The sequence below is a fragment of the Rhodococcus sp. P4_F3_2 genome (genome assembly GCF_056401335.1).
In genome coordinates, this window is record NZ_JBFUJN010000044.1 from 1 (window position 1) to 22,556 (window position 22,556).

The window sequence follows — 22,556 nt, forward strand, 5'->3', positions numbered from 1 at the left end:
GACGAGGTGCTCGGGTTGGTCGGATTGTCCGAGGTGGCGGGCAAGAAGGCCGGCGGGTTCTCGCTCGGTATGTCGCAGCGTCTCGGGTTGGCGGGTGCGTTGTTGGGYGATCCGAAGGTGYTGTTGTTCGACGAGCCGGTCAACGGTCTCGATCCGGAGGGCATCGTCTGGATTCGTAAGTTCATGCAGCGGTTGGCSGCCGAGGGCCGCACGGTGCTGGTGTCGAGTCACCTTCTCTCGGAGATGGCGTTGACGGCGGAGCAGTTGGTGGTGATCGGCCGGGGTCGGTTGATYTCGGATTCGACGGTCGCGGAGTTCGTGGATCGTTCGTCGGAGTCGACGGTGCGSGTGCGYAGTCCTCAGCTCGATGCGTTGCGCAGTGTGTTGCTCTCGCAGGGGTTGACGGTGCGTGAGGACGGTTCCGGTGTTGCGCCGGCGTTGGTGGTCGTGGATTCGACGACTGAYGTGATCGGTGGTTTGGCTGGTTCGCAGGGAATCGTGTTGTACGAGTTGGCGTCCCAGCAGGGATCGCTCGAGGATGCGTTCATGAAGTTGACCGGAGACGATGTCCAGTACCACGCATCCGGTATCGATCCGGGTGCTGGTGCACACCATGCAAATACGCAGCAGGCAAACACACAGCAGGCTATGGGAGGTGCACTGTAATGGCTGTTCTCAGTGCTGAACGTATCAAGATCACCACGACCAAGTCGCCGCTCTGGTGCTCGGTCATCATCGTGGTGCTCGCACTCGGCTTCGCGGCCATCATGGGCGCGGTTGCCAAGTCGGCTTTGACGTCCTCCGATGTCCAGGGAGCACCGGACCTCGACACCGCCGTTGCCACGGCCGGCATCTCGGGTTTCGGAATCATGGTTCTCATGATCATGGCGGCCCTCGCGGTCACCAGTGAGTACCGCTTCGGGACCATCCGCACCACGTTCCAGGCAGTTCCGAACCGTGCCTCGGTTCTCATCGCCAAAGCCGGCCTCATCGGTGCCTTCGGCGCGGTGCTGACGTTTGTCCTCGCTTTCGGGTCCTATGCGGTGGCCAAAGCCATGGCCGGTACCGAGGCCAGCACGGGCCTGACCCTGTCGACCGGCGATGACTGGCGTGCGATTTACGGCATCCCGGTGTACGCCTTCCTCTGCGTGATTCTTGCTGTCGGCGTCGGATCGATCATCCGCCAGTCGGCGGGCGCTATTGCGTTGCTCCTGCTCTGGCCGCTGCTCATCGAGAGCCTGTTCGGACTGTTCGGCAGTGTCGGCGAGAAGATCACCCCGTTCCTGCCGTTCGCGAATGCAAACCACTTCCTCAGCCCTGGCGGCGGAAGCCTTGATTTCCACTGGGGACCCTGGGGCAGCCTGATCTACTTCGCGGCCTTCGTTCTGGTGATTTTCGGAGCAAGTATTGTCATCGTGAATCGTCGCGACGCCTGATCTTGTCGCTCCCTCGGTAGGTGTTGTCGGGAGACCTACCGAGAACGCGGAGTGACAGCAGAGTAGGGACCCAGTACGAAAAACCATTCGTACTGGGTCCCTTTCCTGTGCTCCGGCCGATATCCTCCGAAGATGAGACTCTTCGGTGTGGTTGTGGTCGGAATGGCTGGAGCACTCGTGGTGAGTGGATGCTCGTCGTCGGGAAGTGAAGCAGCCGTCCCGGCAGATCCGGTGGCATTCGCCGAGACCGTCACGGTCGACGCCGTGACCGGGCATCTGGAGCAACTCGAGAAGATCGCCGGTAACAACGACGGCAATCGATCGGCCGGAACCCCCGGCTACGACGCCAGTGTCGACTACGTGGCAAACCTGCTCGAAGACAAGGGCTTCGACGTCAGTACCCCGGAATTCGACTTCAGCTCCTTCGATCCCGGCACCGAATCCCTGAAAGCTACTGACGGCTCCGATGTTCCGGTGCGGGCGTTGACATATTCCCCCTCCACGGGACCGACCGGAATCACGGCACGCCTGGTGGTGATTCCCGCCGACGAGACACCAGGTTGCGAGGCCACCGACTACGACGGCCGTGACGTGAATGGTGCAATCGTGCTGGTCACCCGCGGAGTGTGCCCGTTCGGCGACAAGCAGAAGATCGCCGCTGACCGCGGCGCGGCAGCGTTGTTGGTTGCCAACAACGAGGACGCGATGCTGGGCGGGGCAACCTTGGGTGAACCCGAAGACGCCCGCATCCCGACCGGCGGGGTGAGCAAGGCGTCGGGCGAGGCTCTTGCCGTAGCGCCCGGAGACCTCACGCTGATTCTCGACACGTCGACGGAAACGACGAAGTCGCGCAACGTGATTGCACAGACCAAGACCGGCGCGACCGACAACGTGGTTGTCGTGGGCGCCCACCTGGACAGTGTGCCGGAAGGTCCCGGAATCAACGACAACGGAAGCGGCACCGCAGCCGTGCTGGAAACCGCGCTGCAGATGGGAAGCTCACCGAGCATCGAGAATGCCGTGCGTTTCGCGTTCTGGGGAGCGGAAGAAGTGGGATTGGTCGGCTCCACCCGCTACGTGGAAGGTCTGAGCGATCAGGAACGGGCCGACATCGCCCTGTATCTGAATTTCGACATGCTCGGTTCGCCCAATGCCGGATACCTGGCTTACGACGGTGACAACTCGGATGCCGTCGGGGAGGGGCCAGGGCCCGAGGGGTCGGCGGGCATCGAGCGCACCTTCGTCGATTTTCTCGCCGGGCGAGGGATTGCGGCGGACGGAACGGACTTCGACGGGCGTTCCGACTACGGCCCGTTCATCGAGATCGGAATCCCGGCGGGCGGAGTGTTCAGCGGCGCGGACGAACGCAAGACGCCGGCTCAGGCCGAGAAGTGGGGCGGCGAAGCGGAGGAGACCTTCGACCCGAACTACCACAGTGCCCAGGACAACCTCGCGAACATCGATCGCGAAGCGCTCGCGGCCAACGCTTCTGCAGTAGCCTTCGGAGTTGCGACGTATGCCCAGGATTTGAGCGGGCCGAACGGCGTTCCCGTCGGCGATGCTCGAACGCAGGCCAGAACCGAATGATCGACTGACCGAATGATCGACTGTGCGAGCGACCAGGAGGCCACTGTGCGAGAACGGCGGCAGCACACTGTCTGTAACTCTGAGTTACGCTTGAGTTATGGCTGATCTGTCCCCGGAGGGCACCGACACGACAGGTGCTCCTTCCTCCTCGGTTCGAGGCGTCGTCGACGTCGTCTTGAACTCTGCGGCAGAACTGAACCGTCGGCAGCAGCTCATCGACGCGCTACGACGGCTGAGGCGGGCACTACCCGGTGATCCCGGGTTCGGAGACCCGCTCTCGCTGGCAGGTCCTGGCGGTGCTCGTGCCGTGGCCCGCGTCGCTGACAGATTGCTCGATCAGAAGCCGGCAGCCACTCGCGAAGTGAGCCTCGGAGCACTGCAGGTGTGGCAGGCGGCGCTGGAAAAGATGGGCCGCGGCCGCGGTGATCAAGAACTGACCATCGTCTTCACCGATCTGGTTGGCTTCTCCACCTGGTCGCTCGAAGCCGGTGACGGCGCCACGCTGACGCTCCTGCGTGCCGTGGCGCAGGCCGTGGAAACCCCGATCACCGACAACGGCGGACACGTCGTCAAACGGATGGGCGACGGTCTGATGGCCGTGTTCATTCGCCCGGATGCGGCTTTGAAGGCGGTGTTCACCGCGCAGGACGCACTCGCGGAAGTCGACCTCGACGGATACACCCCACGCATGCGCGTCGGCCTCCACACGGGTACCCCGCGCCAGATCGGCGACGACTGGCTCGGCGTCGACGTGACCATCGCCGCCCGGATGATGGGCTTGGGCGGCGACGGCAACGTCATGATGTCGGCGACAACTCTCGAGGAACTCGAAGCCGGCACCCTGGAGGATCTCGATCTCACGATCCGGCCATGGCGACGAGGGTTCTTCGCGACCACGCCAAACGGAGTTCCCGTCGACCTGGGAATCTGGCGCGTACGCCGGAACTAGCGCACTAGACCTGGAGCCGCCAGAGCGGGGACACCGGACCATGTCCCGCGCCAAGGTCGTACGACGCCTCGAGACACTTGGTCACCCACTCTTTGCCGAACGCCACCGCGTCCGGAACGGAATAGCCATGTGTGAGAGCGCAAGTGATCGCAGCGGCCAGCGTGTCTCCGCCGCCGTGATCGTTGCCGGTGTCGATCCGGGCACTGCTGAATTCGAGGAAACGGTCGCCGTCGAACAACAGATCGGTGGACAACTCCGAAGTACGAAGGTGGCCGCCCTTGACGATGGACCATTGAGCGCCGAGCGCATGCAACGCTTCTGCCGCTTGGCGGGCGCTCTTGTCGTCGACGACCTCGATGCCGGTGATCAACCGAACCTCGTCGAGGTTCGGAGTGACCACCGTGGCAGCCGGAATCAAGGTGTTGCGGACCGCGTCGAGAGCTTCTTCGTGCAACAGTGGATCGCCGTGCATCGACGCGCACACGGGGTCGACCACCAGCGGGATCGGTCGGTCGCGGCCGATCCCCACCTCGGCGGCAACTGCGGCTACCGCTTCTATGATCGTCGTCGAGGCCAGCATTCCCGTCTTCGCTGCGCCGACGCCGATGTCCGAGACCACGACGCGCACCTGGTCGGCGACGATCTCCGGCGGAATCTCGTGGAATCCGCTGACGCCCACCGAATTCTGGACCGTCACAGCGGCGACGGCCACACAGGCGTGTACTCCGCACATCGCCATCGTGCGGGAATCGGCTTGAATGCCGGCTCCGCCGCCGGAGTCGGTTCCGGCGATGGTCAATGCCCGAATCGGGGTCTGTCCGGCGGGGGTCAGGGGCAGCAGCTTCACGACGACGAGCCTACCGACCGGACCTGGGGAAACGGCAGCTCGGTCCGGATGGACTCGGTTTCCGGGATTTCCGCTTCCAGGATTTCCGCGTACTGACGTACGTCCGCCGAGATCCGCATCGAGCAGAACTTCGGCCCGCACATCGAGCAGAAATGTGCGGTCTTGGCGGGCTCGGCCGGTAGTGTCTCGTCGTGGAACTCCCTGGCGGTGTCCGGGTCGAGTGACAAAGCGAACTGGTCCAACCAGCGAAATTCGAAGCGCGCCTTGGACAGTGCGTCGTCGCGGGCCTGTGCATTCGGGTGCCCTTTTGCCAGGTCTGCTGCATGGGCAGCGATCTTGTAGGTGATCACACCGGTTTTCACGTCGTCTCGGTTGGGCAGGCCGAGGTGTTCCTTGGGTGTGACGTAACAGAGCATCGCCGTTCCCGCCCGTGCGATCATCGCCGCACCGATGGCGGAGGTGATGTGGTCGTACGCCGGCGCGATATCGGTAGCGAGCGGTCCGAGGGTGTAGAACGGTGCCTCGTCGCAGAGCTCTTCTTCCAGGCGGACGTTTTCCTCGATCTTGTCCATGGGAACGTGTCCGGGGCCCTCGATCATGACCTGGACTCCTGCGGATTTCGCAATCTTCGTGAGTTCTCCCAGAGTGCGAAGCTCCGCGAATTGGGCGGCGTCGTTGGCGTCGGCGATCGATCCCGGTCGAAGCCCGTCACCGAGGGAGAACGTGACGTCGTATCGGCGCAAGATCTCGCACAGTTCGTCGAAGTGGGTGTAGAGGAACGATTCCTGCCTGTGGTGCATGCACCACGCGGCCATGATCGCGCCGCCGCGCGAGACGATTCCCGTGACGCGACCAGCAGTCAGAGCGATGTAACCGATTCTTACACCGGCATGCACGGTCATGTAGTCGACGCCCTGCTCGCACTGCTCGATTACCGTGTCGCGGTAGATTTCCCATGTCAGAGCAGTGGCATCTCCGTTGACTTTCTCGAGTGCCTGGTAGATCGGTACCGTGCCGACCGGTACGGGTGAGTTGCGCAGAATCCATTCACGGGTCAGGTGGATGTCCTTGCCGGTAGACAGGTCCATGATGGTGTCGGCGCCCCAGCGGATCGCCCACACCATCTTTTCGACTTCCTCTGCAACAGAGGAGGTTACGGCCGAGTTCCCGATATTCGCGTTGATCTTGACGGCGAACTTCTTGCCGATGATCATCGGCTCCAGCTCGCCGTGGCGATGGTTCGCGGGAATTACCGCCCGCCCGCGAGCCACCTCGGAACGCACCAGTTCGGCTGAAACGCCCTCGCGTGCAGCGCAATAGCGCATCTCCGGGGTGATCACACCGTCTCGGGCGCATTCCAGTTGCGTCCGATTGCTTTCCGGGCGTTCCCAGGTGTCCCTGGTCGTCGGGAGCCCTGCATCGAGGTCGATGTCGGCGTCCGTGTCGGTGTAAGGACCTGACGTGTCGTACAGGTCCAGATGCTCACCATTGGTGAGAGTGACGCGTCGGAGTGGGATCCGGAGAGAATCCGATTCGACGTAGTGCTTGCTACTGCCCTCGATCGGGCCGGTTGTCACAGCGGTGTGGACAGTCGCGTGAACAGCCGTACGGACAGACTTCTCCTGCATGGTGCGCTCCCTACGCCGGCATTATCCGGTCAGGTTCATCCGGTCGACGGCCCTAGCCGTCCTCTCAGCCCGCTGGTGCGAGCCCCCGTGGTGGTTGTATGAAATTTGTGCCCGCTGTCACAGCGGCACCGGGCGACTCTATCTCAACCCCGAAAAAGCGTTTCACTGCGATTGCGGTGGAGTCGTTCGCGGTGCAAAAATTGGTCGAACCCGGGACARCGTCGTCGGTAGCTGATTCTATGAGTGGCATGGATCACAGTTATGGAGAGCGTGCGAACGCAGCAGTCGCAGATCGCGCAGTTGCAGATCGTGCCGTGGAGGTCGCCGCAATGAACGACATCGAAAACTCGAGAACCGGAACCTCACCGGAAGTCACGCTCGTGGACAATCCGTCGCACGAACGATTCGAACTGCTCTCCGACGACGAGTTGGTCGGCATCCTCGGATACCGCGACGAGGACGAGATTTCGGGGAGCGGAGCCGAAGCGGGCGACGTGGTTGCGTACATGCATACCGTCGTCAAGGAGGAGTACGGCGGGCAGGGACTGGCAGCCGTACTCGTGCAGTTCGCGATGGACTGCGCCCGTGAACGTGAATGGTCGGTGCGGCCTGTGTGCACCTATGTTCAGCGGTACCTCGGCGAGCATCCCGAGTATCTGGAACTGCTCGTCGAGGACTAGCCGCCGGAGGTTGCAAACAGACGATCAGGCTCCGAGCTTTACGATCACCCGAGCTTTACGATCACTGGAGCGTGATCGCTGGCGCCCTTGCCTTTTCGCTCGTTTCGATCGATCTCGGCCGCCTCGACGCGCTCTGCGAATGCCGGAGAGCCGAGGATGAAGTCGATTCGCATGCCCTGCTTCTTCGGGAAGCGAAGCTGCGTGTAGTCCCAGTACGTGTACACGCCGGGACCGGGGGTGTACGGGCGAACGACGTCCGCGAACCCGGACTCGGTGAAGGCGGTGAATGCAGCTCGTTCCGGCTCCGACGTGTGGGTCTTGCCCTCGAAGAAAGCGGGATCCCACACGTCGTCGTCCGTAGGAGCGACGTTCCAGTCACCGACCAGGGCGATCTGCGCGTCGGGATCCTGCTTGAGCCAGCCCTCCGCGTCGTCGCGCAGTTTGGCCAGCCAATCCAGCTTGTAGGCGTAATGCGGGTCTTCCAGCTCACGGCCGTTGGGGACGTACAGGCTCCACACCCGCACACCACCACAGGTGGCACCGATCGCACGTGCCTCGCGGACCGGGTCTGCATCGGGATCCTTGTCGAACCCTGGCTGATCCTCGAATCCGATCTGCACGTCGTCCAAGCCGACGCGGGAAGCGATGGCGACACCGTTCCACTGGCTCAACCCGACGTGGGCGACCTCGTAGCCGATTTCCTTGAAGCGTTCGTACGGAAACTGCTCGTCCTTGCACTTGGTTTCCTGCATTGCCAGGACGTCGACGTCGGATCGACCGAGCCAGTCGATGATCCTGTCGGTACGGGCACGGACGGAGTTGACGTTCCAAGTAGCGATGCGCACGAGGGCAAGCCTAGCGTCAGCCGCCGACAGGATCGGTGGCGTATCGGTAGCGGTGGTGTTCGACGAATCCGAGCCGCTCGTAGAGCGCGATCGCCGCGGAGTTCTCCGCCGAAACCTGGAGGTACGCGTGCGTCGCACCGTTCTGACGACCCCAGGAGAGTAGATCTCCGCAGATCAGCGACCCGATTCCGTGACGACGGTGTTCAGGGGCGACGTGAATGCCGGTCAGTCCTACCCAGCGCTTGCCATCGGGTGCCTCGGTGAGCGCAGCGCGCCCGATGGCAAGCGTCGTGTCGGTGTTTCCGATCGCGCCGAAAGTTGCACTGCCCACGACAGCCGTGAGGACCGCCTCGACGTACGCCGGATCTCCGTGGGCGTCGTACGTCGACAGCCAGTTGTGGTCGGGGCGGTCGGCGAACGAGGTGACCGGAGGACCGAGCGGCAGCGTGACATTGCCCAGATCGGCGGCCATCATGATGGTTTCCTTCTCGCTGGTCCACCCGTCCGGAGCGGTGCCGAGTCGATCGGGGAGGAGCAGCAGGGTCGGCAGGCCGCGGTCACCGAACCACTGGCGTATCCGTTCGAGAGTGCTCGCGTCGAAGCCGGCAACCGTCCCCGCACCACCGAGCGGCAAAGCCGAATTGGCGCGGCCGGTGAAACCGTGACCGGCGCGCAGCAACCAACCGTCGATCCACGCCTGCTCGACCCCCGGCCACGCCGCAGCAGCAGCCGTTTCGAGGTTTCGAATCTCGCCGATGCGAATCGGGCGGGCCGAGAGAGTCTTGAGTGCAATCACCTGATCGGCGGAGACCTGGACCAGCCGACCGTCGCCGCTGCGGACGGCGATGGGATCGGCGCCCTCGAGGATGCCGATGACGTCGGTCATGGGATGCGAATAGCCGGGTGGGAGCTTGTATCGCAAAACCACCCGGCTACCGATCGAAATGTTGCCGTTCAGAGCGGAATTCTCAGTCTTCGTAATCGTCGTCGTCGTGACCGAACGGATCGTCGACGGTGCCCGGCGTCCATGTCAGACCGGGCTTGCCCCAACCGGAACGCTTGATGATCTTCTTGGCGGCGCGCGCGTTGCGGCCGATCAGCACGTCCGTGTAGAGGAAACCGTCGAGATGCCCGGTCTCGTGCTGGAGCATCCGTGCGAAGAATCCGGTGCCCTCGACCTCGATCGGGTTGCCGTCGGCGTCGGTGCCGGTGACCTTCGCCCAATCGGCGCGGCCCGTCGGGAACTGCTCGCCGGGAACGGAAAGGCAACCCTCGAAGTCTTCTTCCGGGTCGGGCATCGTCTGGGGGATTTCGGACGTCTCGAGTACCGGGTTCACGACGACGCCGCGACGACGCTCGCTGCTGCGGTCGTCACCGGGGCAGTCGTAGACGAAGACTCGGAGTGAAACGCCGACCTGATTGGCCGCCAGACCGACGCCGTTGGCGGCGTCCATCGTCTCGTACATGTCTGCGATCAGTTCGGCGATCTCGGCCGGAGACTGAGTGACCGGCTCTGTCGCCTTGTGCAGTACCGGGTCGCCGACGATTCGGATGGGGAGGATAGCCATGCGGACAAGGATAGTGCGGCGCGCCCGCGCAGTTATCACGGCCCGCACACTCGATCATGGTTCAATGGTTGCTGAAGAACAGCGATGTAATTCGTTGCTCGGTCGGAACGTGGGCCGCGGGGGAAATTGTGAGTTACCTTCGGGCCAGGGGACCGGGAAACTCACGGCCGCGAGAATATCGGTCGGAAAAGAACACCGGGCATACGAGTCTCGCTGACGCCGAGCACAGCAGTCGAGGAGTGACATGGACGGCGCAACCGCGCGTAGTCGGAACCAGTCCGAAGGCACTGGCGCCGACGATTCGGTAGTAGATACAGCAGGCATGCACGAGGTGGGCGAAGACGGCCTCACCCGCCGGGAGCACGACATCCTCTCCTTCGAGCGCCAGTGGTGGAAGTACGCCGGTGCGAAGGAAGAAGCCATCAAGGAGTTGTTCGACATGTCGGCAACCCGCTACTACCAGGTTCTCAATGCCTTGGTCGATCGCCCCGAATCCTTGGCGGCTGATCCCATGCTGGTCAAGCGCCTGCGTCGTCTGCGTGCCAGCCGTCAGAAGGCCAGGGCCGCCCGTCGCCTCGGCTTCGAGGTCACCTGAATCACGTGTACATATGATCGGGCTGTCCACACACTGGCGATAAGGTCGACATCGTGAGTACCCCGAAAGAGCAGCCGTCCGGACCTCCGCTTCGCGCAATCGCCATGGTGTTGATCGCGTTGGCGATCGTGTTCATCGGTCTCGGAGCAGCCTCACTGGGTGGATCGAGCGACGGTGGATCGGGCGACGAGAACACCGCAGCAGAGCAGACCGAATCCTCGGCGTCTGCCACGACGAGCGCCCCCGCACCGGCATCTGCCACTTCCAAGCCGGCAGCGACGACGCAACCCGCTTCGGGCGATACCACCACTACGTCGCGTCCCTCGGGAACTGCGACGACCACGACTTCCAGCTCCGCGAGCGGCGTCGACACGTCGAATATCAGCGTTCGAGTTCTCAACAACAGCACCGTCTCGGGTCTGGCAGCAGGCACTGCCGAGGAATTGACGGCTGCAGGTTGGAACGTCGAGGAGACGGGTAACTACAGCGAGGGCACCGTCAGTACGACGACGGTGTACTACGGATCGTCCGCGGCGGAGAAGGCAGCGGCGCAGAAGATCGCAGCTGAACTCGGAGTCACCGCAGAACCTCGATTCGCCGGCATCGCGAACGCGTCACCTGGCGTGATCGTGATCGTGACCTCCAACTGACCGGTCGTGAAGGTGGAACTGACCCGTCGGTTCCAGCTACTACACGCGCCGTTATGATCAGAAGCACTTTCTCGCCACCTCAAAGGAGCGGTTCGATGGCCCCCAGCAGCACCCGGCGTTTGTCCTGGCGCGTCGTTGCCCCTGTAGTCGCGATTGCCGCTTTCGGCTTGACCGCTTGCAGTAACAGCGAAGAGCCCAGCAGCGTCCCCGGCACGACTCCTCCGGTGTGGACCGGTGCAGCCGATCCCAGCGCGCACGAAAGCGCGGGCGGCCACGGTTCCGAGACGGCTCACGCCGGCGCTTCTGCCGAGACTGTCACCGCAACGCTGAACGGCACCGACGGCGCCAAGGTCGGAACGGTCACGTTCGCGCAGGAAGGTAGCGACGTCAAGGTCACCCTCGACGCCAAGGGCCTGACCCCCGGCTTCCACGGATTCCACGTTCACCAGGTCGCCAAGTGCGAGACCAATTCCGTAGCTCCCAGCGGCGGAGAGCCGGGTAACTTCCTCTCGGCAGGCGGACACTTCCAGGCCGAGGGGCACTCGGGCCACCCGGCGAGCGGTGACCTCACTTCGGTTCAGGTCCTCGAAGACGGCACCGCCACGCTGGTCACCACGACCGACGCGTTCACCGTCGACGAACTGGTCGCAAACGGTGGAACATCCGTCATGATCCATGCCGGTGCGGACAACTTCGGCAACATCCCGACGCGTTACGCGCCGGCACCGGATCAGCAGACGCTCGACACCGGTGACGCCGGCGGACGCGTCGCTTGCGGTGTCATCACCAAGAGCTGACAAACTCACCTGAGTTTTGCATCACTTCCGGCGACTACCACGCAGTAGCCAGCACGGTGTTTTTACCGACACTGTGATTGGATTCTCTGCGTGGTAGTTCCATTTCCAGGTTCGCCGCGCCCGACGCTGGGCGTGGAGTGGGAGATCGCGCTGGTCGATCGCAAGACCAGAGATCTCTCCAACACAGCAGCCGAGGTGTTTTCGGCGGTCGAAGAGCTTGCCGGCTCGGAAACCCCGCACATCACCAAGGAACTACTGCGAAATACCGTCGAACTCGTCACGGGTATTCACTCGACGGTCGGCGAGGCGATGAGTGATCTCGACAGGTCACTGGATCTGCTTCGCCGCGCTGCGAATCCGCTCGGCGTCGATCTCATCAGCGCGGGCACGCACCCGTTCGCGCAATGGTCGACGCAGCTGGTCACCCGGACACCCGACTACGACGAACTCATCGAACGCACGCAGTGGTGGGGTCGGCAGATGCTGATCTGGGGCGTGCACGTTCACGTGGGTGTCTCGTCCGCGGATCGCGTTTTCCCGATCATCAACGCACTGCTGCAGCGCTATCCGCACCTGTTGGCGCTGTCGGCGTCCTCGCCGATGTGGGCCGGTGTGGACACCGGCTATGCGTCCAATCGCGCGTTGATGTTCCAGCAGCTGCCCACCGCCGGCCTTCCGTACCAGTTCGAGAACTGGGCCGAATACGAGTCGTTCATCGACGACCAGATGAAGACCGGTGTGATCACCAAGATCGGCGGCATGCACTGGGACATCCGTCCCGCGCCGAAGTGGGGAACCATCGAGGTCCGGGTCTTCGACGGCGTCTCGACACGCGCCGAACTGGGTGCTCTCGTTGCTCTGGTCCACTGCCTCATCGTCGATCTGGACCGCAGACTGAGTGCCGGTGAGACTCTGCCGAACATGCAGCCGTGGCACGTCAAGGAAAACAAGTGGCGCGCAGCGAGATACGGACTGGACGCCGAGATCATCCTCGACTCCGACGCAAACGAGTGCCTCGTCACTGACGATCTGGATCGCCTGCTCGACGACTTGGCGCCGATTGCGGTCTCACTCGGCTGCGCGGACGAGTTGGCGTCGGTGGCGGACATTCCCCGTCGCGGTGCCTCCTACCAGCGTCAACGCCGTGTCGCGGAAGCGACGGGCGGCGATCTGGTTGCGGTAGTCGACGCATTGGTCGCGGAGTTGGGTACTTAGAGCACTCCGTGTTGCCGATGGTTTCGTAGGGTCGAAATACGGGCATACAGACCGATTGTCCAGTCTGCGTCCATATTCGGTTCACACGGCGTTTACTATTGTCCGGTGTTGATAGACAGTTGGTCCCAACGAGGGGGCGTACCCGGACAGTCGGATCGTTCGTGGTCGAGTTCTCATCGACTCCTTCTGATCGGCACAGCAGCATTGACCGTGCTGGTCTTGGGTGTGCAGGCGTTCGCGTCGTACAAGGGCTATCTCGGTCCGGTGGAAAGCCTGTTCGGTGACTACTTCCTCGTTCCTCGCTCGGCGACCATGCCCTGGGTGGGTCTCGCTCTCGCGCTGGTTGGACTGAACAACAAAGAACGCATCTACGCGGTATCCGCGGCCGTTGTCATCGACGTGGTCGTCGGCGCTATTCGCTGGTTCTCGGGTGGGCCGCTGACTATGGGCACCGGCGGCACCTGGGTACTGACAGCCATCGCGGTGTACGCGGTGTGGAAGTTGTCCGGCGAGCGTCGACTCAGCGTTCTGCACGGCGTCGCTCTCGGCGCGTTGCTCATCATCGCCGCCAAGGTTGCCGAGACGTGGCTGGAGATCACCATTCTCGTCGGTACCGACGTGTGGGACGAGTACGTGTTCCTCGCCGACCAGGCTCTCGGGAATCCGTCGTGGGTTATGGGCCAGATCGTCGACGCCATGGGCCCCGTCGGTGCAGCAGCCCTCGACTGGATCTACGTCGAACTGCCCGTCGCGGTGATCGTGGTTGCCCTCTACCAAGCACGTAAGGGATGGCCGTCGCATCACCTGCTGCGCACGTTCCTGCTCATCGGGCTGATCGGCCCGATCTTCTACGTCCTGTTCCCGGTGGTCGGCCCGGTGTTCGCCTTCGGTCCGCGTGGGTTCGGATTCCAGATCGGTGACTACTGGCCGAACATCGTGCCCAACTTCGACTTCGCATCACCGTCGTCGCTGCCGTTCGACGACGCCGCACCGCGAAACTGCATGCCGAGCCTGCACACCGCGTGGGCGGTCGCATTGTTCATCCACTCGCGCAGCGGGCCGTGGTGGATTCGCAGCCTGGGATCGTTCTGGCTCGTTGCGACCCTGACCGCGACGCTCGGCTTCGGATTCCACTACGGCGTCGACCTCATTGCCGGTGCCGTCCTGTGCTTGACCCTCGATGCGGCGCTACGGGATCCGGAGCGAGGCTGGGGGTGGTTCCGAGTGCGTCTGTTGATCGGTGGCTCGGCACTACTCGCGGGGTTGTTGCTCTCGTACCGGTTCGCTGCGGTGCAGATGGCCGAGTACCCGGCGATCTTCGGGCCGCTGCTGATGGCTGTCCTGGTTCTCATGTCGGTCGCGTACTTCGCCACCTTCTTCGCCCGCCCCGGCACTGCACTTGCGGTGTGGGGCGAGCGCGACGGCGAGTGGGATGCCGCTACAGGAGAGAGTCCGGGTCTTCCAGCTCGTTGATCTTCATGAGGTCGTCCTCTTCGCGCTGTTCGCGGTAGGCGACTCGGCCGACGCTGTGCGCGATCACGGGCGCGGTCAGCAGCGTGAAGATGCCCACCAGGACCAACATCCAGATGTCGACGCTCCCACGAAGCAGAAACACGGCACCCATCAGAACCAGGATAAGTCCGACCACCTGAGGTTTCGTGGCCGCGTGCATACGACGCAGGGTGTCGGGGAAGCGAACGATGCCCACCGCGGCGGTCAGCGCGAGCAGCGCGCCGAGGAAGATGGAGATGGCCCCGATCGTGTCGAGGATGTTGCCGATCACTGGTCACTCACCCGGAAGCGCGCGACGGACACGGAACCGATGAAGCCGACCAGTGCCAGCGCCACGATCGCGGGAACGATAGTGGTGTCTTTGCTGTACGCGGCCCAGACGGCGAGTCCACACATCGAGACCGCGATGATCGTGTCCAGAGCGACGAGGCGGTCGAGTGAGCTCGGACCGTCGAGCAATCGGAACGTGGTCAGTACGGCGGCGATCAGCAGAATCACTCCGGAAATGATCAAGATCGTGGTGATGAACCCGTTCATGGTTGGTCCTCCTGCCGGGGTGCATCGAATTCGTAGTCGCGCTGGTGCCACGGGCTGGGTTGCCAGTCCGAATCACGTTCGAACGACGCGATGAACAACCGCTCGAGATCCTCCACCGAGCGGTAGAACGCGCTGACGGCTTTCTGCGATCCGACGTCGAGCACGTGGACGTAGACGATGCGCCGGTTCTGGTCGATCTCGAGAACCATGGTGCCCGGGATCAGGTTCAGTACGTCGATGCACAGCGTGAGAACCAGGTCGGACTTGATCCCGAGTTGGTAACGCAGAACTCCGGTGACCGGCGGCGGCGACGGACGGATCGCCAGCCACGCGACCTGGATACTCGACTGGATCGCGTAGTACACGATCATCCACAGCAGGCGCAGAATCGACAACAGATGTACCCGACCCTCGACCGGTACGCGAGGGAGGGGAAGCAGGACCATGATGATCAGGCCGACGGCGAGTCCGCCGAAGATGTTGCCGAAACTGATGTTGCCCCACAACAGGATCCATACGACCATCAGCCACAGCAGGATCCCGACGCGGAGTACCTGTTCGCGTTTCATCGCGGAGCCTCCTCGGTGTTCGGGGCGTCGGTGTTCGGGACATCGCTGTTCGGGGCATCGGTACTGGGAGCTACAGCAGGGTCGTCTGCAGCGACGGGAGCTTCGTCGACCGGCACGGGTCGGTGGTTGCCGAGAACCGCGTCGATGTAGATGGACCGGTCTTGCAGATCCTTCGCCGCTCTGTCGCTGATGTCGATGATCCGGCCTGCGAACACCGTCAGTGCCAGGCCGACGATGACGAGTCCGACCGTCGGAATCAGCATGAAGACCGGAATCTTGCCGACGTCCTCGCGGTCGACGAACGCGATGTCCTCTTCGGACTCGTCGATCAGTGCTGACGGGCTGACGTCGGCGAGGTCACCTTCGGGCGCGTCGGCGCGGGCTCGCCAGAAGGCCTTGGTCCACACGCGGGCGACCGCGTAGAGCGTCAGCAAGCTGGTGATCGTGCCGCCGGCGACAAGGATCCAGGCCAGCGCGCTGGCGTCGGCCGCACCGGCCTGCAGGAGCGCGACCTTGCCGATGAAGCCCGAGAACGGCGGGATACCACCGAGATTCAGCGCCGGGATCAGGAAGACGATCGCGAGGATCGGGCTGGCCGCCGCCAGACCGCCGAGTCGGCGCAGCGACGACGACCCGGCTTGTCGTTCGATCAGACCCACTACGAGGAAGAGCGTCGTCTGCACGATGATGTGGTGGGCGACGTAGTAGATCGCGCCGGACAGCCCGGACGTCGTGGACAGTGCGATACCGAAGATCATGTAACCGATATGGCTGACCAATGTGAACGAGAGCAGACGTTTGATGTCGCTCTGCGCGATGGCACCCATGATGCCGACCACCATCGTGAGCAGACCGCACACCATCAGTACGTTGTCGAGTTCTCCTTGCGGGAACAGCAACGAGTGCGCGCGGATGATCGCGTACACACCGACCTTGGTGAGCAACCCGGCGAAGACGGCGGTGATCGGTGCGGGCGCGGTCGGATACGAGTCCGGTAGCCACGCCGACAGCGGGAAGACCGCAGCCTTGATGCCGAACGCCACGAGCAGGACAGCGAAGATGGCGGTTCGTGTGCCTGGCGGAATGCTGTCGAAGCGCAGGGCCATGTCGGCCATGTTGAGGGTGCCGGTCGCCGCATAGGCGAAGGCGATGCCCGCCAGGAAGATCAGCGAAGACACCATCGAGACCATCACGTACGAGACACCGGCCCGAACGCGGTCGGCGCTGGCACCGAGCGTCAGGAGCACGAAACTCGCGGCGAGCAGAACCTCGAATCCGACGTACAGGTTGAAGAGGTCACCGGCGAGGAACGCGTTCGAGATACCGGCGGTCAATGCGAGATAGGTCGGCAGGAAGATCGAGACCGGCTGGGCCTCGCTACCGTCGCGAATACCCTGACCGATCGCGTAGATCATGACGGCGAGCAACACCACCGACGAGACCACTAGCATCATCGCCGAGAGACGGTCGACGACGAGTGTGATGCCGATGGGGGAGTCCCAGCCGCCGACCTGAACGGCCGTCGTACCGTCGCGGTCGGCGAGGTAGAGCAGCAATCCAGACACCGCGACGACGCCGATGAGCGCGATCAGTGTGATGACACGCTGGAAACGCGGACGTCGGCCGACAACCAGCGTCGCAGCTGCGGCCAGCATCGGGATCAGGACGGGCAGGGGCGCAAGGGCTCCCATCAGGTTGTCCGAGATGGTCATGCGCCGCCACCTCCCTCGATCTTGGTCTGGCGAGCGTCTTTGCGCCGCTTCTCGGATTCCTTCTTACGAGCAAGGTCGGTGGCCCAGTCGGGTACCGGTTCGTCCTCGAAGTCGCCGTCGTGGAGGTCGTCGTAGCATTCGATGTCCTCGAGGTTGACCAGTTGTTCGAGGGGAATAGGGTTTCCGTCCTTGTCGAATGCGTCGCCGCCGATGCTCGGGGCACCGGTGACCGGGTCGTCGGAGCGGTCGTGGTCGGGAGCGTCGGCAGGCAGGCGACGCTTGAGGATCTTGGTGTCTTCGGGATCGTCCTCGACGGCGTCGGCGGTGTTGATCTTGTAAGACCGGTACGCCAGTGCCAGAACGAAGCCGGCGATACCCATCGTGATCACGATGGCCGTCAGGATCATGCCCTGGGCGAGCGGATCCGCTATCTCCTCGTGGACCGAATCTCGACCGACGATGGGCGGATTCCCGTCCGATCCACCTACGGTCAGGATCAAGAGGTTGATGGCGTTACCGAATAGAAGTAGACCGAGGAGCATCCGGGTGATGCTTCGTTCGATCAGCAGGTAGACACCGGCCGACGTGAGGACGCCGATCAGGATCAGCATTCCGATATTTGCGCTCATGGTGCTTTCACCTCGATTTCTGCGTCGAGGCGGGCGCCGAGACTTCGGAGTACGTCCAGGACCAGGCCGACCACGATGAGGTAGACGCCCAGGTCGAAGAACAGTGCGGTGACCAGTTTGACGTGGCCGATGAGTGGGAGCGTGAACTCGAAGACAGCCGACGAGAGCGCYGGAGCGCCGAGGAACAGCGACACCAGGGCGGTGCCCGCGGCCAGCGCCAAACCGAGGCCGAGAATCTTGCCCGCGTCGATGGGTACGGCTTCACCGAGTTCGTAGCGGCCACCAGCGAGGTAACGCAGCACGAGGGCGAGGCCCGCCGTCAGGCCTCCGGCGAAACCGCCGCCGGGGGCATTGTGACCGGAGAAGAAGAAGTAGATCGACAACACCATGATGGTCGGGAAGATCAACCTCGTGGTGACCTCGAGAACCAGCGAACGGTGTCGAGGATCGATGAGGTCTCCGCCGCGCAACCACGTCGTGTCCGAGTTGGCGGCTGCCTTGTCGACGATGACGGAGGGGGCGTCCGCGACTCGCGGCGCGATACCGAAGCGGCGGTTGCGGAACACGAGGCTGGCGACGCCGGTTGCCGCGACCAGCAGCACCGAGATCTCACCGAGCGTGTCCCATGCGCGGATGTCGACGAGTAGGACGTTGACGACGTTCTTGCCGTTGCCCAGGTCGTAGGCCGCGTCGGGAAGCAGTTCGTAGATCGGACGAGTGTTTCTCGCATTGGTGGCGAAGGCCGCGATGGTGGTGACGGTGATACCGACGGCGACGGCGAGTGCGGCACGCGGCCACTTGAAGCCGATTGCCTTGCTCTCGTCGACCTCTGCGGGGAACTTCCGCAGTACCAGCACGAAGATCACGAGGGTCAAGGTTTCGACGAGGAACTGGGTCAGCGCGAGGTCGGGTGCGCCGTGCAGCGCGAACAACACGCCGCAGCCGTAGCCGGTGAGTCCGACGAGGATGACACTGGCGAGTCGGTTGCGCATCAGCGTCGCGGCGATGGCGGCCGAAATCATCATCAGCGCGATAGTGAACTGGATGGGTGAATCCCACATCCGAAGGTCGACTCCGCCGCCATCGGTGTCGATGATCAGCAGGAACAGTGGCACCACGACCAGCGTCGCAAGAATCGTCGACTGCGTGCGGGGGAGCGAACCACGCTGAGTGGCACCGGTCAGGCGCATCGAGATGGTGTCCATGCCGCGCAGGGTCGCGTCGTAGATACGGTCGGCGTTGCCGAGCGGCGGGTGCTCGAAATGCAGGCGGCTGATCTGACGCTGCGCGATGTAGAGCGCGATGCCGCCGGCGATGACGATGCAGGTGAGCAGCAGCGGAGTGTTGAATCCGTGCCACAGTGCGAGGTGGTAGTCGGCGTGCGGTCCGGGGGCCAGTGTGGTCGAGTACGGCGTCAGCAACTTCTCGAGTTGGGGCGAGAGAATGCCGGCGGCCAGACCGAGAACCGCGAGTAGGCCGGGCGCGAACAGGAACAGCCAACCCGGCTTGTGCATCTTGCTCACGGCCGGACTCGGCTTGCTCAAGGTCTTGCGTCCGAAGGCTCCCCAGATGAACCGGACGCTGTAGCCGACGGTCAGGATCGAGCCCAACACGATCACCGTGACGACGGCGATCGACGACCAGTGGCCGAGCGCGTTCGTTTCGAGAACTGATTCGAGTGCGGCTTCCTTGCCGACGAATCCGAGTAGCGGTGGTAGACCGGCCATGCTGGCGGCAGCGAGGCTCGCGATGATCGCGAGAGCGGGTGCCGCTTTACCCAGGTGAGCAAGTTTGCGCAGGTCACGGGTGCCGGTGGTGTGATCGATGATGCCAACGACCATGAAGAGTGCGGCCTTGAACATCGCGTGCGCCACGACCATCGTCATGCCGGCCAGGGCGGCGTCACGCGTGCCGATGCCGACCAGGACCATCATGAAGCCGAGTTGGCTGACGGTTCCGAAGGCGAGGACGAGTTTGAGGTCGTACGCGCGCATGGCTCGCCAACCGGCGAGGATCATCGACAGCAGACCCAAACTGATGATGGTGATGCGCCACGGCGGCGAATCGGCGTACCCGGGAGCCAGGCGTGCGACGAGGTAGATACCGGCCTTGACCATTGCTGCCGCGTGAAGATAACCGCTGACAGGGGTGGGTGCGGCCATCGCACCTGGCAGCCAGAAGTGCAGGGGCACGATTGCCGATTTGGAGAGCGCACCGATCAGGATCAAGACGATCGCGACGGACGGGAGCCACCCCGTCGGCGGGTTCGCGACCAGTTCGGACAGGTTGTAGCTGCCGCCGACCTGGCCGAGGATGATCATGCCGACCAACATCGCCAGACCACCGGCGGTGGTGACCAGCAGTGCCTGGGTCGCGGCGCGGCGACTGGTGGCGCGTTCGGCGTAGTGACCCACGAGCAGGAACGACAAGACGGTCGTCAGTTCCCAGAACACGTAGAGAAGCAGCATGTTGTCGCTGGTCACGAGTCCGAACATGGCACCCGCGAAGGCGACCATCTCGGCGGCGAAGATGCCGAGTCGAGGTTCGTCGTCGTTGAAGTAGCGGGCGCAGTAGATCAGGATCAGCGTGCCGACGCCCAGGACGAGCACGGCCATGATGGCGGAAAGCGCGTCGAATCTGAAGTCGATGTCCATCGACAGGCCGGGAACCCAGGTGATGTGCAGCGTCTCGACGGTGCCCCATTTGTCGATGACCCAGCAGAGGCTGGCGAGGGGGACTATCGCGAGGGGGAAGAAGCCGTTTCGCCCTAACCTGCGCACCACAAGCGGAGCCAAGAGGGCGGCAACGGCATGGGCAAGCAAGATAGCGAGCAAAAGGCACTCCGTCGTGTTGTCAGCGGGCGGCGGGGTGTCCGAACAAAATCGAACCTATCGGATTAACGAGACAATTCACCTAGTCGGAGAGGTTGTCTTTGCGTACATATTACCGGGCGTGGCAGTTTCGATGTGCAGCGAGTCGATTCGGACATCATCGGCACTCGCTGATACACGTAGGTTGGACGACGTGAATTCGTCGACTCCCACCACGATCATCCGTACCGCCGCCCTTGCGCACATTCGTGACCGCAAGCTGATCCAGACCCGGTCCGTGGGCAAGACCGCGTTCTACATGGCCGGCGGAAAGATCGACCCGGGTGAGACGCCCGAGCAGGCACTGCACCGCGAAATTCGGGAGGAACTCGACGTCGATCTCGTCGACGGGACGGTCACGTTCCTCGACGTCTTCGAGGCTCACGCTTTCGGACATTCCGCGGACACGGGCCTGCACATGAGTTGTTATCTGGCGGAGATGGCCGGAGACCCGCACCCGACCAGCGAGATCGCCGAGTTCCGCTATTTCACGCTCGCCGAGTACGCAGCGATGGACGAGGTGGCGCCGGGATCGCTCAAAGTGTTCCATCGCCTGGCGTTGATGGATCTGATCGACTGATCGGCGGAGGTCCGGATCGATTGACTCGCCCCAAGCGCAGACTTGCATAGGCGCAGACGGCCACGATGATCAGTGCCACGGCGTCGAGTATCAGGATGTCGGTCGAGATTTCGAACGGGCCGACCGTCGTGATGCCGTTGAACGGCTTGTTCTCGTCGAGCGGCGTGTACGCGGTCCATCCGTAGTCGAACTGCGGATAGACGAGCAGGGCCAGTGCCGTCGGGCCGAAGATGACACCGAGTCCGACGAGGGCTCGTGACGCTCCGGTCCGCGGTGGCTCTCGGTACATCGCGCTGGCGATCGCGTACGTGACGACCGCAGAGGTGAAGGCGACAAGAAGATCGCTGATCGTGAGAACGTCACCGATCTTCGGCGACGGCGACGTGGCGTAGCTGACGATCCCGGCGACCGTCACCGCCAGGAGCAATCCGTAGCCGACGACCCGCGAGGGAGCGATCGCGCCGATTGCTGCCGCGGCGACGATGACGACGCCGATCACGACGGCGGTGGAAGCAGGGGTTTTCGACCATTCCATGGCTTCGGTTGCGGGACGGTTCGCCGAAACCGCCGCCAGAGTTGCGACGGCGGCGGTACACATCAGCAGGATTCGACCGCCGTCGCCCAGCACCCGGGCGCAGATCACCGTGATTACGAGCGCGACGAGTAGAAGGGGTACGGCCGCCGTGACGGTGGTGATCTCGAACCACCAATTTGCCGCGACCCCGAAGAGAGTGAGCACCGCCGCGATAGTCACCGGCCGAACGGCCATCCGTTCCTTGGGGTGGTCCTTGTCGAAATCGTGGAACCAGAACGCGGCGACGCAGGCGGCGGCCAAAGCGAGCGCGAGCAGTGTTGCCCCCAACACCGGTGGTTGAAACTGGTTGGTGTTGTCGGCGATGTAGTCCGCGTACCGCCGAGGAATTGCGTCTTCGTCCAGGAGTGAATCCGAGACATGCACAGCCACAATCGTTCCCGCGACCGAGGCAGCTCGAACCCGGGGAGCGGCAGCAACCGTCACCGCGCCGACAGCGACTCCCGCACCGACGGGCGAGAGTGCCTCGAAGTTGTGATCGTAGAGCCCGGGCAGTTCGAGGAGGAGCCCACCGAAGACCGTCATGGCCGCGGTCCGCAATCGGCAACGGGCCATCATCGCGGCTGTCCCGACCGCGACGACAGCCAAGACGCCGGCGCCGATGGTCGAGATGGACCAGAATCGGTCGCCCGTCGAAATCGACGTCGACTGGCTGTTCACGAACGGTGCCAAAGCGACGACGGTGACGACGAATGCCGTCACACCACTCAGTGCGACGAGCAGCGTCCTGCGGGCGATGGGCACTGCTCCAAAATAGT

23 protein-coding genes are annotated in these 22,556 nt (G+C 63.4%); 11 read left to right on the plus strand and 12 right to left on the minus strand.

The window, feature by feature from the left end; translation table 11 throughout:
* The 4 genes from AC1DWA_RS29360 to AC1DWA_RS29375 all read left to right on the plus strand — a co-directional run.
* Positions 1–666: AAA family ATPase (locus AC1DWA_RS29360; protein ID WP_477917391.1), on the plus strand; the 666-nt coding region annotated here is incomplete at its 5' end.
* A complete protein-coding gene (locus tag AC1DWA_RS29365) occupies positions 666–1,436 on the plus strand; it encodes an ABC transporter permease (RefSeq protein WP_019744508.1) in 771 nt (256 codons plus the stop codon). The genes AC1DWA_RS29360 and AC1DWA_RS29365, both read left to right, overlap by 1 nt.
* 132 nt (positions 1,437–1,568) lie before the next feature.
* Complete coding sequence (locus tag AC1DWA_RS29370; RefSeq protein ID WP_019744507.1) at positions 1,569–3,023, plus strand: M20/M25/M40 family metallo-hydrolase; 1,455 nt, start codon at positions 1,569–1,571, stop codon at positions 3,021–3,023.
* Between the two features lie 97 nt (positions 3,024–3,120).
* The gene (locus AC1DWA_RS29375; RefSeq protein WP_019744506.1) at positions 3,121–3,972 is read left to right on the plus strand and encodes an adenylate/guanylate cyclase domain-containing protein; all 852 of its coding nucleotides are present in this window, start codon (positions 3,121–3,123) and stop codon (positions 3,970–3,972) included.
* 4 nt (positions 3,973–3,976) lie between these two features.
* On the opposite strand, the gene thiD is transcribed toward AC1DWA_RS29375, so the two are convergent.
* Positions 3,977–4,819, minus strand: a complete 843-nt coding sequence (gene thiD / locus AC1DWA_RS29380) for a bifunctional hydroxymethylpyrimidine kinase/phosphomethylpyrimidine kinase (protein WP_477847932.1) — start codon at positions 4,817–4,819, stop codon at positions 3,977–3,979.
* On the minus strand, positions 4,816–6,447 hold the full coding sequence (thiC, locus tag AC1DWA_RS29385; RefSeq protein WP_099697506.1) for a phosphomethylpyrimidine synthase ThiC: 1,632 nt from the start codon (positions 6,445–6,447) through the stop codon (positions 4,816–4,818). The genes thiD and thiC overlap by 4 nt, the downstream gene beginning before the upstream one ends.
* 248 nt (positions 6,448–6,695) lie before the next feature.
* Here thiC and AC1DWA_RS29390 point away from each other — a divergent pair, with 248 nt between their 5' ends.
* A complete protein-coding gene (locus tag AC1DWA_RS29390; RefSeq protein WP_223257849.1) occupies positions 6,696–7,127 on the plus strand; it encodes a GNAT family N-acetyltransferase in 432 nt (143 codons plus the stop codon).
* A gap of 44 nt (positions 7,128–7,171) precedes the next feature.
* On the opposite strand, the gene AC1DWA_RS29395 is transcribed toward AC1DWA_RS29390, so the two are convergent.
* From AC1DWA_RS29395 to AC1DWA_RS29405, 3 genes are read right to left on the minus strand one after another with little or no spacing between them, the layout of a single operon-like run.
* Positions 7,172–7,972, minus strand: coding sequence for an exodeoxyribonuclease III (locus AC1DWA_RS29395; RefSeq protein WP_477847935.1), 801 nt, complete (start codon positions 7,970–7,972; stop codon positions 7,172–7,174).
* A gap of 16 nt (positions 7,973–7,988) precedes the next feature.
* Positions 7,989–8,930: an N-acetylglutamate synthase, CG3035 family gene (locus AC1DWA_RS29400; protein WP_477847955.1), complete on the minus strand. Its 942-nt coding sequence runs from the start codon at positions 8,928–8,930 to the stop codon at positions 7,989–7,991.
* A 10-nt stretch (positions 8,931–8,940) separates the two neighbouring features.
* Entirely contained in the window at positions 8,941–9,540 is a 600-nt protein-coding gene (locus AC1DWA_RS29405) for a peptide deformylase (protein ID WP_019744501.1), read from the minus strand.
* Positions 9,541–9,784: 244 nt separating this feature from the next.
* Here AC1DWA_RS29405 and AC1DWA_RS29410 point away from each other — a divergent pair, with 244 nt between their 5' ends.
* The 5 genes from AC1DWA_RS29410 to AC1DWA_RS29430 all read left to right on the plus strand — a co-directional run bounded on the left by AC1DWA_RS29410 (position 9,785) and on the right by AC1DWA_RS29430 (position 14,270).
* On the plus strand, positions 9,785–10,135 hold the full coding sequence (locus AC1DWA_RS29410; RefSeq protein ID WP_007730120.1) for a DUF3263 domain-containing protein: 351 nt from the start codon (positions 9,785–9,787) through the stop codon (positions 10,133–10,135).
* 53 nt (positions 10,136–10,188) lie between these two features.
* Positions 10,189–10,785, plus strand: coding sequence for a LytR C-terminal domain-containing protein (locus AC1DWA_RS29415; protein ID WP_020968855.1), 597 nt, complete (start codon positions 10,189–10,191; stop codon positions 10,783–10,785).
* Between the two features lie 95 nt (positions 10,786–10,880).
* Entirely contained in the window at positions 10,881–11,582 is a 702-nt protein-coding gene (gene sodC / locus AC1DWA_RS29420) for a superoxide dismutase[Cu-Zn] (protein ID WP_019744498.1), read from the plus strand.
* A gap of 90 nt (positions 11,583–11,672) precedes the next feature.
* Positions 11,673–12,797 (plus strand): glutamate--cysteine ligase, encoded by a 1,125-nt coding sequence (locus AC1DWA_RS29425; protein ID WP_003945034.1) that lies wholly within the window; start codon positions 11,673–11,675, stop codon positions 12,795–12,797.
* A gap of 105 nt (positions 12,798–12,902) precedes the next feature.
* Positions 12,903–14,270 (plus strand): phosphatase PAP2 family protein, encoded by a 1,368-nt coding sequence (locus AC1DWA_RS29430; protein WP_019744497.1) that lies wholly within the window; start codon positions 12,903–12,905, stop codon positions 14,268–14,270.
* Here AC1DWA_RS29430 and mnhG read toward each other — a convergent pair.
* Genes mnhG through AC1DWA_RS29460 form a run of 6 tightly spaced genes read right to left on the minus strand, consistent with a single transcriptional unit; the run spans position 14,236 to position 20,590 of the window.
* Entirely contained in the window at positions 14,236–14,580 is a 345-nt protein-coding gene (gene mnhG / locus AC1DWA_RS29435) for a monovalent cation/H(+) antiporter subunit G (protein ID WP_003945045.1), read from the minus strand. The two genes, AC1DWA_RS29430 and mnhG, sit on opposite strands and share 35 nt — an antisense overlap.
* Complete coding sequence (locus tag AC1DWA_RS29440) at positions 14,577–14,846, minus strand: monovalent cation/H+ antiporter complex subunit F (protein ID WP_003945061.1); 270 nt, start codon at positions 14,844–14,846, stop codon at positions 14,577–14,579. The genes mnhG and AC1DWA_RS29440 overlap by 4 nt, the downstream gene beginning before the upstream one ends.
* A complete protein-coding gene (locus tag AC1DWA_RS29445) occupies positions 14,843–15,415 on the minus strand; it encodes a Na+/H+ antiporter subunit E (RefSeq protein WP_003945063.1) in 573 nt (190 codons plus the stop codon). The genes AC1DWA_RS29440 and AC1DWA_RS29445 overlap by 4 nt, the downstream gene beginning before the upstream one ends.
* Entirely contained in the window at positions 15,412–17,127 is a 1,716-nt protein-coding gene (locus AC1DWA_RS29450; RefSeq protein WP_477847942.1) for a Na+/H+ antiporter subunit D, read from the minus strand. The genes AC1DWA_RS29445 and AC1DWA_RS29450 overlap by 4 nt, the downstream gene beginning before the upstream one ends.
* Complete coding sequence (locus AC1DWA_RS29455) at positions 17,124–17,756, minus strand: Na(+)/H(+) antiporter subunit C (protein WP_019744495.1); 633 nt, start codon at positions 17,754–17,756, stop codon at positions 17,124–17,126. Before AC1DWA_RS29455 ends, AC1DWA_RS29450 begins: the two co-directional genes overlap by 4 nt.
* Positions 17,753–20,590 (minus strand): Na+/H+ antiporter subunit A, encoded by a 2,838-nt coding sequence (locus tag AC1DWA_RS29460; protein WP_477847944.1) that lies wholly within the window; start codon positions 20,588–20,590, stop codon positions 17,753–17,755. The genes AC1DWA_RS29455 and AC1DWA_RS29460 overlap by 4 nt, the downstream gene beginning before the upstream one ends.
* A gap of 190 nt (positions 20,591–20,780) precedes the next feature.
* Here AC1DWA_RS29460 and AC1DWA_RS29465 point away from each other — a divergent pair, with 190 nt between their 5' ends.
* The gene (locus AC1DWA_RS29465; RefSeq protein WP_477847946.1) at positions 20,781–21,206 is read left to right on the plus strand and encodes an NUDIX hydrolase; all 426 of its coding nucleotides are present in this window, start codon (positions 20,781–20,783) and stop codon (positions 21,204–21,206) included.
* On the opposite strand, the gene AC1DWA_RS29470 is transcribed toward AC1DWA_RS29465, so the two are convergent.
* Entirely contained in the window at positions 21,163–22,542 is a 1,380-nt protein-coding gene (locus AC1DWA_RS29470) for a hypothetical protein (protein WP_225320317.1), read from the minus strand. The genes AC1DWA_RS29465 and AC1DWA_RS29470 overlap by 44 nt on opposite strands.
* Positions 22,543–22,556 lie beyond the last annotated feature (14 nt).